This is a genomic window from Sulfitobacter sp. HNIBRBA3233, from assembly GCF_040149665.1.
GTDB classification, from domain to species: Bacteria; Pseudomonadota; Alphaproteobacteria; order Rhodobacterales; family Rhodobacteraceae; genus Sulfitobacter; species Sulfitobacter marinivivus.
This window is the reverse complement of record NZ_JBEFLP010000002.1, coordinates 280165-293749: the sequence shown is the minus strand read 5'-3', so window position 1 is coordinate 293749 and position 13585 is coordinate 280165. Positions and strand designations below refer to the sequence as shown.

The window sequence follows — 13585 nt, the reverse complement described above, 5'->3', positions numbered from 1 at the left end:
CCGTCGCAATCAAGGCGGTATCGTCCAATTGCTCTGCCAGAAGGGGGAGACCATTGGAGTCCGCGAAGGTGCGCAGATCGGCAAGAACGTCCAGTATCCATTCGTTTCGCATCCCGATCATCCTTCTGAAACAGTTAACGGAAAGTTAACAAAGACTACCATAGATTATCACAACCGCCCTATTCGCGAATTTTCACTCCCCAGAAATAGCGGGTACGTGCATCTTCAAACAATTGATTGCATTGAATCGGTTTCCAAAACGTAAATGCCCCGCGCAATCAGCAGTTGATTCGCGGGGCATCGGTTCAGCTTGATCGGCAGGGTGCGGTTACTTGCGCGCCTCCAGCGCGTCCTCCAGCGTCCGCAGACCCGTTGTGGGGGACTGGACGAGAACAGACATGTTGCCGGGCTTATGCTCGTTGCGCATCATTTTCATATGCGCCTCGGGCAAGTCGTTCCAGGCAAAGACCTCGGACATGCAGGGATCAAGACGGCGCTCGAGCATCAGCTTGTTGGCTGCGGACGCCTGCTTGAGATGCGCGAAGTGGCTGCCCTGAAGACGCTTCTGGTGCATCCACATGTAGCGCACGTCGAATGTCAGGTTGAAGCCGGTCGTCCCCGCGCAGATCACGACCATACCGCCCTTTTTCACCACGAAGGTCGACACCGGGAATGTGCTCTCTCCGGGGTGTTCGAAGACCATGTCGACGTTGTTGCCCTTGCCGGTGATTTCCCAGATCGCGGCGCCGAACTTGCGCGCTTCCTTGAACCATGCGGCGTATTCGGGTGTGTTGACCTTGGGAAGCTGGCCCCAGCAGTTGAAATCCTTGCGGTTCAGCACGCCCTTCGCGCCCAGATCCATGACGAACTGGCGCTTGCTCTCGTCCGAGATCACGCCGATCGCGTTCGCACCGGCCGTGTTGATCAGCTGGATCGCATAGGATCCGAGACCACCGGACGCCCCCCAGACCAGAACGTTCTGGCCGGGCTTGAGGTCATGTGGCTCGTGCCCGAAAAGCATCCGGTAGGCGGTCGCCAGCGTCAGCGTGTAGCAGGCCGCCTCTTCCCATGTCAGGTGCTTCGGGCGCGGCATAAGCTGCTGCGACTGCACGCGGGTGAACTGGCTGAAGGAGCCGTCCGGCGTTTCGTAGCCCCAGATCCGCTGGGACGGGGAATACATCGGATCGCCGCCATTGCAGTGCTCGTCGTCGCCATCGTCCTGGTTGCAGTGGATGACGACTTCGTCGCCCACCTTCCAGCGCTTTACCTTGTCACCGACGGCCCAGACGATGCCGGCCGCGTCGGATCCCGCGATGTGGTAGGGCTGCTTGTGACCGTCGAACGGGCTGATGGGCTGGCCCAGCGCCGCCCAGACACCGTTGTAGTTCACGCCCGCCGCCATCACCAGAACCAGCACGTCCTGGCTGTCGAGGACCGGCACATCGACGACTTCTTCCATCATGGCGGTGTTCGGCTCACCGTGACGTTCGCGGCGGATTGCCCATGCGTACATCTGCTTGGGCACATGGCCCATGGGTGGCATTTCGCCGACTTCATACAGGTCTTTCTCAGGCGCGTCATACTGCGCGATCGTCGTATCCAGTGCCATGTCACCCTCCGTTGGTAATGCTGCCGTGCCGCGATGCAGAATCGCGGTGCTCTGAGGAGTGATTAAGGGCCCCTTTGAAACATTGCAACCGTCCGAGGGGTCATTTTTGTAATTTTATGACCCAGCAGTCGCAGAAAGTTGCTTTGCGGGCGCAGCATTTGCAGGATCATTTTCCTCGGGAAAGAAATGCGCGATCGAGTTTGCGTAGAAACGCACCGTGTCTTCCTGCCCCTGAATGATGTGCCAGGCGCCGTCGCGCTCCTCGATCAGGCCGTGCTGCCGCATGTGACGGCAGGCGCGTTTCACCTCTGTCGCCACGTCCTTGAGCAGGGCCAGATTTTCCCGTGGCACCGCCGCGACCAGCTGCGCCACCGACGCCTCCAGCCGGATCACGTTCAGCGACCCGTCATTCAACAAGGCCGTGGACACCAGCGGCACCCCCAGCACCGGCATCACCGCCTCGATACGGCTCATCAGTTCCAGCGAAAGATTATCCACGTTATCGATCTTGCCCAGTTCGCGCATGCTCAGCGGCATGCCGAAACTGACCGCGGCAGTGCCAAACCGCGTGTCTGCCCCTCGAAGCCTTTCCCAGAATTTCTTGAGGATGAATTTCACGATCACCGAGATCCGCGCCCCGAACCGGCGATCCCCCCGCGCGTGCGCGGCCAGCAGCACCCGGTCTTCGAGCACGCGGTCGTAGTTGATCGCCACGGGAACGAAAACAATGTCGCGTTCGCCGTCGGGGTCGAACCCGTCCACCAGATAGCTCAGAAGGCCCTTCTTGGGCGGTTGCAGCTTGCCGTTCAGGCTCAGCCCGCCTTCGGGATAGAACGCCTGCGTGTCGCCGCCGTTCGTCGCCATCTGTACGTAGCGCGACAGCACCTTGCGGTAGAGCCCCCCGCGCGAGCGCCTGCGGATGAAATACGCGCCCCACAGCCGGATCAGCGCCGAAAGCGGCCACACCTGCGCCCATTCCCCCACCGCATAGCTGAGCGTCGAGGTCCGCGAGGCCATGTAGGTGACCAGCACGTAATCCATATTCGACCGGTGGTTCATGACGAAGACCGGTGTCGCATCCTCGGGGATCGCACTGAAAATCGTGTCGTTCCTGTCGGCCCAGCGGATGCGGTAGACAGCTTCGGCCAGAACCTTCGCCACCCGCATTGCAAAGCTGAAATAGGCAAAGGCGGAAAACGACGGCACGATTTCGCGGGCGTATTCGCGCGCCTTCTGGAACGCCACGTTTTCGGGGACACCGTGCTGGCGCGCGTAGACCTGTATTTCGCGGCTGACTTCGGGATCGTATATCAGACGCTGGATCATGTCGTGACGCCGCGCGAGCTTGAACGGCTGGATCGGGCGTTTCAGGCGGCTGTTCAGCCGCTCGACCGCGCGTTCGAACCGGCGACGGAAAAACCAGCGCACGGACGGCAGCAGAAGGTGGCTCAATGCGGTGACAGCCGCGAAAAGCACGATCAGGATGAAAAGCCAAAGCGGCAGCTGCACGGTCTGTGTCATGGGACGTACACTCGCAGCGGGACGCGGACAGGACAACAGGAATCGCATTTTCGCAGCGGCCGGGGGATGCCGCGATGCAGCGAATTGACACTTGCCGAAAGTTTCTTATATCTGGCACAGCACGCAAGAATGTTACAAACCGTGATTCATGAGAGAGGCCCGTCATGACAGTCCAACCCAAAGACCGCCCCTGGCTGATCCGCACCTACGCGGGCCACTCGACCGCCGAGGCATCGAATGCGCTTTACCGCGGGAACCTCGCCAAGGGGCAGACGGGGCTTTCGGTGGCGTTCGACCTGCCCACGCAGACCGGATACGACAGCGACCATATCCTGTCGCGCGGCGAAGTCGGCAAGGTGGGCGTGCCTGTCAGCCATCTGGGCGACATGCGCACGCTCTTCGACCAGATCCCGCTGGAGCAGATGAACACCTCCATGACGATCAACGCGACCGCACCGTGGCTGTTGTCGCTTTATATCGCGGTGGCCGAGGAACAGGGCGCTGATGTCAGCAAGCTGCAGGGCACGGTGCAGAACGACCTGATCAAAGAATACCTCAGCCGCGGCACGTATATCTGCCCCCCTGCCCCGTCGCTGAAGATGATCGCGGACGTGGCCGAATACTGTTATACGAATGTGCCCAAATGGAACCCGATGAACGTGTGTTCCTATCACCTGCAAGAGGCCGGTGCCACGCCCGAGCAGGAGCTTTCCTTTGCTCTGGCCACCGCCACCGCCGTGCTGGACCAGCTGCGCCCGCGTGTTGCCGAAGAAGACTTTCCCGCCCTCGTGGGCCGCATTTCGTTCTTCGTGAATGCCGGGATCCGTTTTGTCACCGAAATGTGCAAGATGCGGGCCTTTGTCGATCTGTGGGACGAGATCTGCGAAAAGCGCTACGGCGTGACCGACCCCAAGTACCGCCGCTTCCGCTATGGCGTGCAGGTGAATTCGCTGGGCCTGACCGAGCAGCAGCCCGAAAACAACGTCTACCGTATTCTGATCGAAATGCTGGCCGTCACGCTTTCGAAAAAGGCCCGCGCCCGTGCCGTCCAATTGCCCGCGTGGAACGAGGCGCTCGGCCTGCCGCGTCCGTGGGACCAGCAGTGGTCCATGCGGATGCAGCAGATCCTCGCGTATGAGACCGATTTGCTGGAATTCGACGATCTGTTTGACGGCAACCCCGCCGTCGATGCGAAGGTCGAAGAGCTGAAAGAAGGCGCGCGCGCGGAACTGGCCCATCTCGACAGCATGGGCGGCGCGATCGACGCGATCGACTACATGAAATCGCGTCTGGTCGAATCCAACGCCGACCGTCTGGGCCGGATCGAAGCGGGCGAGACCGTGGTTGTCGGGGTCAACAAATGGCAGCAGGGCGAACCCTCGCCGTTGATGTCGGCGGATGGCGGCATCATGACGGTCGATCCCGCCGTGGAGGCCGAGCAGATCGAACGTCTGAACGAATGGCGTGCCGCCCGCGACGAGAACGCGGTAAAGGCAGCACTTGCCGATCTGCGCGCCGCTGCCGCCGAAGGACGCAACGTGATGCCTGCGTCCATCGTTGCGGCAAAAGCCGGTGTGACCACTGGCGAATGGGCGGAACAGATGCGGGCCGTTCACGGCGAATACCGCGGCCCCACCGGCGTTGCGGCCGGTCGCTCGAACAAGACCGAAGGTCTGGACGACCTGCGTGCGGCGGTGGACGCGGTAAGCGACCGGCTGGGCCGCCGGTTGAAATTCCTTGTCGGCAAGCCGGGTCTCGACGGGCATTCGAACGGCGCCGAACAGATTGCCGTGCGCGCCCGCGACTGCGGCATGGACATTGCCTATGAGGGCATCCGGCTGACCCCCGCGGAAATCGTGGCCGCTGCGCAAGACGACGATGCCCATGTGGTCGGGCTCTCGATCCTGTCGGGATCGCACATGCCGCTTGTCGAGGATCTGATGAACCAGATGCGCGATGCGGGGCTTGGCCATATTCCGGTCATCGTCGGCGGCATCATCCCCGATGAGGATGCAAAACGGCTCAAAGCGATGGGGGTGGCGCGGGTCTATACGCCCAAGGATTTTGAATTGAACACGATCATGTCGGATATCGTGACATTGGCCGATCCGTCCGCCGTCGCAGCGGAATAAGGCTCAGTTTGAAATTATAATATGTAAACTCCCTGAAATCAGGATAAATGGGCCCTACAGGAAGCAATGTGGAGCCCATTTAATGTCTATTGATCTGAAATCCCTCAGCCGGAAAGAACTGGAAAAACTTCTGGCCGATGTGAAGAAGGCACTGACCAATGCCCAAGCCCGCGACCGCCGCGAGGCGCGCAAGGCAGCCGAAAAAGCGGCAGCCGAATTTGGATTTACTCTCAATGACTTGAATGAAAACGCCCCGGCCAAGGCGCCTCGGGCGAAGCCAGCGAAAAAGGCAAAAGCCGCGTCAAAACCGAAATACGCAAACCCCGCAAACCCCGCGGATACCTGGACCGGCAAGGGCCGCAAACCGAACTGGTTTCTCGCCGAGATTGAAAAAGGCACTGATCCCTCGTCCATGGAGATCTGATCCGATTCTCACGCTGGGATTGAATCGCGATTGGAATTGATAAGCGGGTTAATTAATAATCTGCCGGATTAGATAACCGCATTGATAGGCGCCGGATCTTTTGATCTCCGGTCCGGCGCCATCAAACCACGCCATTTCAGTTCATCTGTTAATTTGAATTGCCCGCGTATAGCGCGGGGCAAATTGCGTTCGCCCAAGGCATCTCGACCTAAGGCATTTCCCGGTGAAAGGCCGCGTTTCAATCGTGGCCTTCCCTTGCGTACGCAGGGTTGGATTACGGCGATTTTCCCAATATTACGATTTGAATGGAAAACGCCCCAATGCCCAGAGGAGACGCGAGATGACCGTACATATTGGCGCAAAGCCCGGAGATATTGCGCAGACCGTTCTGATGCCGGGCGATCCCTATCGCGCGAAATGGGCGGCCGAAACGTTTCTTGACGATGCAAAACTGGTCAACGAAGTGCGCGGAATGCTGGGGTTTACCGGCACATGGCGCGGCAACCGTGTGACCATTCAAGGCTCCGGCATGGGCATGCCGTCCCTGTCGATCTACGCCAATGAGCTGATCACATCCTACGATGCGCAGACCCTGATCCGTATCGGATCCTGCGGCGGCATGCAAAGCCACGTCAGCCTGCGCGATATCATCATCGCGATGACGGCCAGCACGATCACCTCGCCCTCCTCCGCGATCATGAAGGAGGTGAACTTTGCACCCTGCGCAGATTTCGGCCTGCTGCGGGATGCGGTTGCCGCCGCCGAAACGCGCGGGTCGAAAACCCATGTCGGCGGGATCTATTCATCGGATGTCTTCTATGCGGAGCGGCCGGATCTGGACGAGCAGCTTGTGCGCCACGGTATTCTGGGCGTGGAAATGGAGGCCGCCGAGCTCTATACGCTGGCCGCGCGCCACGGTCGCCGTGCGCTCGCGGTGCTGACGGTGTCGGACCATCTGGGCACCGGCGAAGCGCTGCCCTCTGAAGACCGCGAGCGGTCGTTCGGCGATATGGTTGAGATTGCACTCGCTGCGGCCTTCCCCGGCGCCTGAGCCTGCGGCAACTGCCGGAATGAGTTTAGGGGCAAAATGGAAAAGCCCGTCAGGGGCCGTGGGACCCATCGTATCCGTTGAGAGGTGGTGCACGCCAGGCCGAAATCGCCGAAGCATCCGGTGCGAATGTCTCGACCAGAAGCGGATGGCACGCGGCGCTGTCTGACGAATGCTCCGCGCTGCAATCGCCGCCCGGGCAGGCGCTGAGAGCGCCCAGCAAATCGATCTCGGCAAAAAATTCCAGTGTGTCGCCCGGGCGTACGGGGCTTGCTTTCATGAAATACTGGCCCGTGTCGCGGGTGAAGCCCGTGCACATGAAGACATTCAGCACGTCGTGGATATGCGGCTCTGCCTCCGGGCGTGAGATGCCAAGGTGAGCGGCCAGGGCGCGGGTCAGATTCGAGTGGCAGCAATGATGGTATTGCCCGCCCGAGAGGAGGTTGTGCGTGTAGGGGTCGCAGCGCGTACCGATCACGTCGTGCACCGAGCCACCGAAGGCATCGATCCCGTACCAGCCCAGACTGTCGTGGGTGATCGTCGCCATGGGCCGCAAGGCAGGCAGGCTGGACCACATGCGTTCTCCGGTGGTCAGATGTGTGCCGTGCAATGCACGGGTTTTACCGGAATAGAAACGCTCGGACAGGTCCTGCGCGTTCCACAGGTTCAGATCGCCAACCTGCGGCCCCTCGACACTGGTGATGCAAAAGAAGTGGCCTGCCGGGACGCTGAAACAGGCGGCGTCGCGGGCGGGCACCAGAACCTCCCCCGTCTTGCGCAGGGTGCGGCGCGCGGCGTGAAGCATCGCCATATCCGGTTGCGGCAAGGTTTCGACGGGATAGCAGATGACCGGGGCGATGGCGCGGCGCGCGTCTGCGTCGTCAGGCGCGGTCATGCGTTTTGCCCCGCGATACGTCCCGAAAAGAGGCACCCGCCGAGAAACGTCCCTTCGAGGGCGTTGTAGCCGTGATATCCGCCGCCTCCGAAGCCGCAGACTTCGCCAGCCGCATAGAGCCCCTCCAGCACCGCGCCGGAGGGGGTCAGAACGCGGCTTTGCAGGTCCGTGTGGATGCCGCCAAGGCTCTTGCGGGTGATGACGTTCAGGCGCACGGCGATCAGCGGGCCATGGGCCTTGTCGAGAATGGCGTGGGGTTTGGCGGTGCGGATCAGCCTGTCGCCCTTGTAGCTGCGTGCGCCGTGGATGGCGGTGATCTGCGCGTCCTTGCAAAAGCGGTTGTTCAGTTGCAAATCGCGGGCGCGGATCTGGCGGTGGATATGCGCGTGGTCAACGGGATGCGCGGGCGTCAGATCGTTCATCCGCGCGACCAGCGTTTCGAGATCCCGTTCGACGATGAAATCCGCGCCTTGCGCTTTGAACGCCTCTACAGCCGGTGTCGCGCCCTTGCCCAGCCGCGCCTGCAGGACCTCGCGCCAGCCGCCATCGGTCAGGTCGGCGTTCTGTTCCGACCCCGAAAGAGCAAATTCCTTTTCGATGATCGTCTGGGTCAGGATGAACCAGCTGTGTTCGCCCACACTCAGGATGCGCCTGAGCGTTCCGAGGGTGTCGAACCCCGGCATGAACGGCGGTTCGAGCCGGTTGCCGCGGGCGTCGAACCACATGGACGAGGGCCCCGGCAGCACGCGGATACCGTGATTGGGCCAGATCGGATCCCAGTTCCTGAGACCTTCGCAATAGTGCCACATCCGGTCCTCGTTGATCAGACCGGCACCCGCTTTGGCCGCGATTCCGTGCATGCGGCCATCGACGTAATCGGGAACGCCTGCAACCATCGTCTTCGGCGCCCGGCCCAACCTGTCTGTTGGCCAGTGTTTGCGCACCATTGCAGGGTTGCCGCCGATACCGCCGGTTGTCACGATCACGCTTTCCGCGCGATACTCGAAGCTGCCGGTCACCCTGCGCGAGGTCGATTGCCCGCGTGCTGCGGTGGTGGGCTCAAGCACATCGCCGGTGACGCCTTTCACCGCGCCACCTTCGACGATCAAGCCGCTGACGCGGTGCCGGAAACCGAGGCTGAGGGAGCCTGCCTGCGCGTGTTTCACCATCAGATCGGCGAAGGGTTTGACCACACCGGTCCCGGTCCCCCAGGTGATGTGAAAGCGCGGAACGGAATTGCCGTGTCCTCCGGCCAGTTCGCCGCCCCGCTCGGCCCAGCCGACGACAGGAAACCAGCGCATTCCCAGACCGTGGAGCCAGCTGCGCATACCCCCGCCCGCAAATTCGACGAATTTCTCGGCCCAGGCGCGCGGGTTTGCATCCTCGTCACGGTCGAACTGCGCCGATCCGAGCCAGTCGGACCACGCGAGTTCCGCGCTGTCACGGATGCCCAGCCTGCGTTGTTCGGGGCTGTCGACCATGAACAGACCGCCCAGCGACCAATACGCCTGTCCCCCGAGGCTTTGCTGGCCCTCCTGATCCAGAAGCAGCACGAGGCGACCGCGCAGGACGGCTTCGTGTGCCGCGGCCATACCGGCAAGGCCAGCGCCGATCACGATCACGTCGGGGGCGAAATCTGTCATTGGAGGGGGCTCCCAGGGCTTCCATCCGCGACGCTACACGCTGCGGCGCAAAGGTGTCGAGGAAAACGCGAGGTTAGAGAGAGGGTGGCGACAGGTCCTTGCGGCAATCGCGCGGAGGCCCCTTCGTGGCCGTGAACGCCTCCGCCCCGCAGGCGATGCAGCGGTATTTGCGCAGGCTGCCCTTGTCACCGGATCTTTCGGCGCGCCAGCGGCAATTGCGCACGTCGCGGTAGCGCCACGCATACCACGCAACCACGACCACCGCGATGATGCCGAAAATGATGATCATGCAGACCCCGGAAATGCGAACGGGCCCGCGTGAGCGGACCCGTGGCTGTCTTGGTAACCGATCAAACGGTGCGTTCGACCATCAGCTTCTTGATCTGGCTGATCGCCAGCGCCGGGTTCAACCCTTTGGGGCAGGTCTTGGCGCAGTTCATGATCGTGTGACAGCGGTACAGCTTGAACGGGTCTTCCAGCTCGTCCAGACGCTCGCCGGTGGCCTCGTCGCGGCTGTCGATGATCCAGCGGTAGGCGTGCAGCAACGCTGCGGGCCCGAGGTAGCGATCGCCGTTCCACCAGTAGCTTGGGCAGGAGGTCGAGCAGCACGCACACATGATGCATTCGTAAAGACCGTCGAGCTTTTCGCGGTCCTCGATCGATTGCTTCCACTCCTTGCGCGGCTCGGGCGTTTCCGTTTCGAGCCACGGCTTGATCGACGCGTGTTGCGCGTAGAAATGCGTCAGGTCGGGGATCAGGTCCTTGACCACGGGCATATGCGGCAGGGGGTAGACTTTGACCACGCCCTTCACCTCGTCCATGCCGTAGGTACAGGCCAGCGTGTTGATCCCGTCAATGTTCATCGCGCAGGAGCCGCAGATGCCCTCGCGGCAGGACCGGCGGAAGGTCAGCGTCGGGTCGATCTCGTTCTTGATCTTGATCAGCGCGTCCAACATCATCGGCCCGCAGGTATCCATATCGACGAAATAGGTATCGACCCGCGGGTTCTTTCCATCGTCGGGGTTCCAGCGATAGATGTGGAACTCCTTGAGGTTGGTCGCACCCTCGGGCTTCGGCCATGTCTTGCCCGCGGTCATGCGGGAATTCTTGGGGAGCGTCAGTTGTACCATGATGCTGTTCCTTCTCTCGGTTCAGGGCGCGCGGGCGCGCTCAAAGTGTCAGCGGCGCATTGCTGCGCAGGCAGGATTGTGTGGCAGGGCGCGACAGCACGTTGCGCACGACGGCCACGGTTGTGTCATCGACCCCCACGACAGAGGCCTTGGCAAGCTCGCGCACCTCGACGGCGGCGGCGTTGTCGATCACGCAGCCGACAAAGGGCTGGATCAGCGGCTTCGGCACCTGCGGGAAGTTGATCGCAATGATTTCGGTCACGGCGGATGTGGCCGCGCGGCGACCGGCGCTGTCGGCGGCAGTCTGCATTTCGGTGCAGGCCGTCAGCACCAGAAGGCCGGCAGCAAGGATCAAGCGCGTCATTGGACGGTCTCCCGAAGGGGCAGAGAAAGGTTGAGACTGGCGGTTTCGGCCAGCTGGGCCAGCCGTTCCGCGTCGTCTTCGAAATGGGCCAGAATACGCTCCATGAACCGCACGTCGTGGGCGGCGGTCCACAGGATCATCTTGTACTCCTCGTCTTCAGCCATCAGCGCGTCCCTTTCGGTAGAGCCCAGATCGGCCACGCCGGTCGTCCTGCGCTGGAACGACGATCCGCCGCCGTAGCGCTGGACCTGTCCCCGGTCCAGATCGCGGCGCGGCAGATCCAGCCGGTCCAGAATACCGGCGCGGTAGTCCTCGCTCTGCATCCAGTCATCGTAGCAGATGGCGACAACATCGCCGGGATCGGCGACGCGGTCCAGCCCCTGCACATAGGTGGCAAAGGCAAGGCCCATGATCCGCATCCGGTCCGTGGGGCCGAAGCCGTCGTTGCGCTGGATTTTCGCCAGAAGCGACGCGGCCCAGTTCAGAAAGCTCCGGTAGATGATAACCTGGCGACTGAAATCGGCGGTCGCGAACCCCTGCGAGGCGCGCTGCGGCTTGCCCTTGGGCTGCGGGATCCGGTCCTCGTAGGAGACGACGACCATAGGCGCATCCCCTGCCGCCGCGATCCGCTGCGCATCGGCGATATCGTGGTGCGGCTGCACCCGGCTTTCGGCATCGTAGATGTCGAGCGATCCGTAAGCGCTCAGCGGGTCGCGCCCGTGTCTGCAGTTGTTGAAGAACACACCGCCCGTCGCCGCCTGCGGCGCGTTGCGCATCAGCCAGTCGATGATCGCATGATTGCCCGAACGGCGCATCCCGAACACCTGCAAGGCGCAGACAGGGGCGAACCCCGCCTGGCCCCACGCGGTGCCGATCTGCGCCGTTGCGGTCATGATCAGTAGACCCGCGCTTTCGGTGCGATCTTCTTGAGGTCGATACCGCCCTCGTTGTGCGATGTCAGCGGCTGGGTGTGAACACCACGGAAGCCCAGCGACGCCTCGTTGCCCTTGAACCAGATCAGGCTGTGCTTGCGCCAGTTCTCGTCGTCGCGGTCGGGATAATCCTCGTGCGCGTGGGCACCGCGGCTTTCCTTGCGGGCCGCAGCGGCAGTGATGGTTGCAACCGCGTTTGGCATGAGGTTGGTCAGTTCGAGCGTTTCCATCAGGTCCGAGTTCCAGACCAGGGATGTATCCGTCACCTTGATATCGCTGAGCTTGCCCGCGACACCTTTCATCTTCTCCTCACCCTCGGCCAGCGTCTTGTCGGTGCGGAAGACGGCCGCATCCTGCTGCATTGTCTGCTGCATCTCGAGACGCAATTCAGCCGTCGGGACGTGGCCCTTGGCATAGCGCAGACCGTCGAACCGGCTGAACGCCGCCTCGATCGACCGCTTGCTGGGGGTTGGCACGGCGGTTTCGGGATCGACGACTTCCTTGGCGCGGATCGCTGCCGCGCGGCCAAAGACCACGAGGTCGATCAGCGAGTTCGAGCCCAGACGGTTCGCCCCATGCACGGATGCGCAGCCCGCTTCGCCCACGGCCATCAGACCGGGCGATACATTGTCGGGGTTGTCCTTGGTCGGCGCCAGCACTTCGCCCCAATAGTTCGTTGGAATGCCGCCCATGTTGTAGTGAACGGTCGGCAGAACCGGGATCGGCTCTTTGTTGACGTCGACACCCGCAAAGATACGCGCGGATTCCGAGATGCCGGGCAGGCGCAGTTCCAGCGTTTCCGGTGGCAGGTGGTTGAGGTGCAGGTGGATGTGGTCGTTCTTGTCGCCCACACCGCGGCCTTCGCGGATTTCCATCGTCATGCAGCGGCTCACCACGTCGCGCGACGCCAGATCCTTGTAGGTCGGCGCGTAGCGCTCCATGAACCGCTCGCCTTCGGAGTTGGTGAGGTATCCGCCCTCGCCGCGCGCGCCTTCGGTGATCAGGCAGCCAGCGCCGTAGATGCCGGTCGGGTGGAACTGGACGAACTCCATATCCTGAAGCGGCAGGCCCGCACGGGCCGTCATGCCGCCACCGTCTCCGGTACATGTATGCGCAGAGGTGGCGCTGAAGTAGGCGCGGCCATATCCGCCCGTCGCCAGCACAACCATCTTCGCCGAAAAGACGTGCATCGTGCCGTCGTCCAGCTTCCAGCACAGAACGCCTTGGCAGACGCCGTCCTCGCTCATCAGCAGGTCGATGGCGAAATATTCGATGAAGAACTGCGCGTTCTGTTTCAGCGACTGGCCATAGAGCGTGTGCAGGATCGCGTGGCCGGTCCGGTCGGCGGCGGCACAGGTGCGCTGCACGGGGGGGCCTTCGCCGAACTCGGTGGTGTGGCCGCCGAAGGGGCGCTGGTAGATCTTGCCTTCCTCGGTCCGGCTGAACGGCACGCCGTAGTGCTCAAGCTCGTAAACCGCCTTGGGGGCTTCACGGGCGAGGTATTCCATCGCATCCGTATCGCCCAGCCAGTCCGATCCCTTCACGGTGTCGTACATGTGCCACTGCCAGTTGTCGGGACCCATGTTGCTCAGCGATGCGGCGATGCCACCCTGTGCGGCCACCGTGTGCGAGCGTGTCGGGAACACCTTCGAGATACAGGCCGTGCGCAGCCCCTGCTCCGCCATGCCCAGTGTCGCACGCAGGCCAGCACCGCCGGCACCGACGACGACAACGTCGTATTCATGGGTTTCGTAATCATAAGCAGCCATAATGTGCCCTCTCTCGATTTGGACCGGTGCGCGCTGCGCGTCCCGTCCCTCATGTTCTCGCGCGATCTGCGCGCGGTCTGAATTTCCCTATGGGCGGAGCGACCCGCCACTTGATCCC

At 62.2% G+C, this 13585-nt stretch carries 12 protein-coding genes; 3 read left to right on the top strand and 9 right to left on the bottom strand.

Annotated elements, in window-relative coordinates; all coding sequences use genetic code 11:
• Positions 1-328: 328 nt before the first annotated feature.
• Together ccrA and ABMC89_RS14625 are read right to left on the bottom strand one after the other, a co-directional pair.
• A complete protein-coding gene (gene ccrA, locus ABMC89_RS14630) occupies positions 329-1609 on the bottom strand; it encodes a crotonyl-CoA carboxylase/reductase (protein ID WP_349569200.1) in 1281 nt (426 codons plus the stop codon).
• Between the two features lie 114 nt (positions 1610-1723).
• Entirely contained in the window at positions 1724-3130 is a 1407-nt protein-coding gene (locus ABMC89_RS14625; RefSeq protein WP_349569198.1) for a 1-acyl-sn-glycerol-3-phosphate acyltransferase, read from the bottom strand.
• A gap of 164 nt (positions 3131-3294) precedes the next feature.
• On the opposite strand from ABMC89_RS14625, the gene ABMC89_RS14620 reads away from it, so the two are divergent.
• The 3 genes from ABMC89_RS14620 (at position 3295) to deoD (ending at position 6737) form a co-directional block, all read left to right on the top strand.
• A complete protein-coding gene (locus ABMC89_RS14620) occupies positions 3295-5262 on the top strand; it encodes a methylmalonyl-CoA mutase family protein (RefSeq protein WP_349569196.1) in 1968 nt (655 codons plus the stop codon).
• Positions 5263-5401: 139 nt separating this feature from the next.
• Positions 5402-5686 (top strand): H-NS family nucleoid-associated regulatory protein, encoded by a 285-nt coding sequence (locus ABMC89_RS14615; protein WP_439655667.1) that lies wholly within the window; start codon positions 5402-5404, stop codon positions 5684-5686.
• A gap of 340 nt (positions 5687-6026) precedes the next feature.
• Positions 6027-6737, top strand: coding sequence for a purine-nucleoside phosphorylase (gene deoD, locus ABMC89_RS14610; protein ID WP_349569192.1), 711 nt, complete (start codon positions 6027-6029; stop codon positions 6735-6737).
• A gap of 49 nt (positions 6738-6786) precedes the next feature.
• Here deoD and ABMC89_RS14605 read toward each other — a convergent pair whose 3' ends face one another.
• The 7 genes from ABMC89_RS14605 to sdhA all read right to left on the bottom strand — a co-directional run bounded on the left by ABMC89_RS14605 (position 6787) and on the right by sdhA (position 13467).
• Entirely contained in the window at positions 6787-7629 is an 843-nt protein-coding gene (locus ABMC89_RS14605) for an urea carboxylase-associated family protein (RefSeq protein WP_349569190.1), read from the bottom strand.
• A complete protein-coding gene (locus ABMC89_RS14600) occupies positions 7626-9272 on the bottom strand; it encodes an FAD-binding dehydrogenase (RefSeq protein ID WP_349569188.1) in 1647 nt (548 codons plus the stop codon). Before ABMC89_RS14600 ends, ABMC89_RS14605 begins: the two co-directional genes overlap by 4 nt.
• Before the next feature lie 73 nt (positions 9273-9345).
• Positions 9346-9561, bottom strand: a complete 216-nt coding sequence (locus tag ABMC89_RS14595; RefSeq protein ID WP_349569186.1) for a hypothetical protein — start codon at positions 9559-9561, stop codon at positions 9346-9348.
• Positions 9562-9622: 61 nt separating this feature from the next.
• On the bottom strand, positions 9623-10402 hold the full coding sequence (locus ABMC89_RS14590) for a succinate dehydrogenase iron-sulfur subunit (RefSeq protein WP_349569184.1): 780 nt from the start codon (positions 10400-10402) through the stop codon (positions 9623-9625).
• 40 nt (positions 10403-10442) lie between these two features.
• The gene (locus ABMC89_RS14585) at positions 10443-10766 is read right to left on the bottom strand and encodes a hypothetical protein (RefSeq protein WP_349569182.1); all 324 of its coding nucleotides are present in this window, start codon (positions 10764-10766) and stop codon (positions 10443-10445) included.
• Positions 10763-11659, bottom strand: a complete 897-nt coding sequence (locus tag ABMC89_RS14580) for a hypothetical protein (protein WP_349569180.1) — start codon at positions 11657-11659, stop codon at positions 10763-10765. The genes ABMC89_RS14585 and ABMC89_RS14580 overlap by 4 nt, the downstream gene beginning before the upstream one ends.
• Before the next feature lie 2 nt (positions 11660-11661).
• A complete protein-coding gene (gene sdhA, locus ABMC89_RS14575; protein WP_349569178.1) occupies positions 11662-13467 on the bottom strand; it encodes a succinate dehydrogenase flavoprotein subunit in 1806 nt (601 codons plus the stop codon).
• Between the last annotated feature and the right edge of the window lie 118 nt (positions 13468-13585).

Bases quoted from the DNA above. Each gene is read 5' to 3' on its own strand.
- ccrA (WP_349569200.1), bottom strand. From the start codon at position 1,609: ATGGCACTGGATACGACGATCGCGCAGTATGACGCGCCTGAGAAAGAC.
- ABMC89_RS14625 (WP_349569198.1), bottom strand. From the start codon at position 3,130: ATGACACAGACCGTGCAGCTGCCGCTTTGGCTTTTCATCCTGATCGTG.
- ABMC89_RS14620 (WP_349569196.1), top strand. From the start codon at position 3,295: ATGACAGTCCAACCCAAAGACCGCCCCTGGCTGATCCGCACCTACGCG.
- deoD (WP_349569192.1), top strand. From the start codon at position 6,027: ATGACCGTACATATTGGCGCAAAGCCCGGAGATATTGCGCAGACCGTT.
- ABMC89_RS14605 (WP_349569190.1), bottom strand. From the start codon at position 7,629: ATGACCGCGCCTGACGACGCAGACGCGCGCCGCGCCATCGCCCCGGTC.
- ABMC89_RS14600 (WP_349569188.1), bottom strand. From the start codon at position 9,272: ATGACAGATTTCGCCCCCGACGTGATCGTGATCGGCGCTGGCCTTGCC.
- ABMC89_RS14595 (WP_349569186.1), bottom strand. From the start codon at position 9,561: ATGATCATCATTTTCGGCATCATCGCGGTGGTCGTGGTTGCGTGGTAT.
- ABMC89_RS14590 (WP_349569184.1), bottom strand. From the start codon at position 10,402: ATGGTACAACTGACGCTCCCCAAGAATTCCCGCATGACCGCGGGCAAG.
- ABMC89_RS14585 (WP_349569182.1), bottom strand. From the start codon at position 10,766: ATGACGCGCTTGATCCTTGCTGCCGGCCTTCTGGTGCTGACGGCCTGC.
- ABMC89_RS14580 (WP_349569180.1), bottom strand. From the start codon at position 11,659: ATGACCGCAACGGCGCAGATCGGCACCGCGTGGGGCCAGGCGGGGTTC.
- sdhA (WP_349569178.1), bottom strand. From the start codon at position 13,467: ATGGCTGCTTATGATTACGAAACCCATGAATACGACGTTGTCGTCGTC.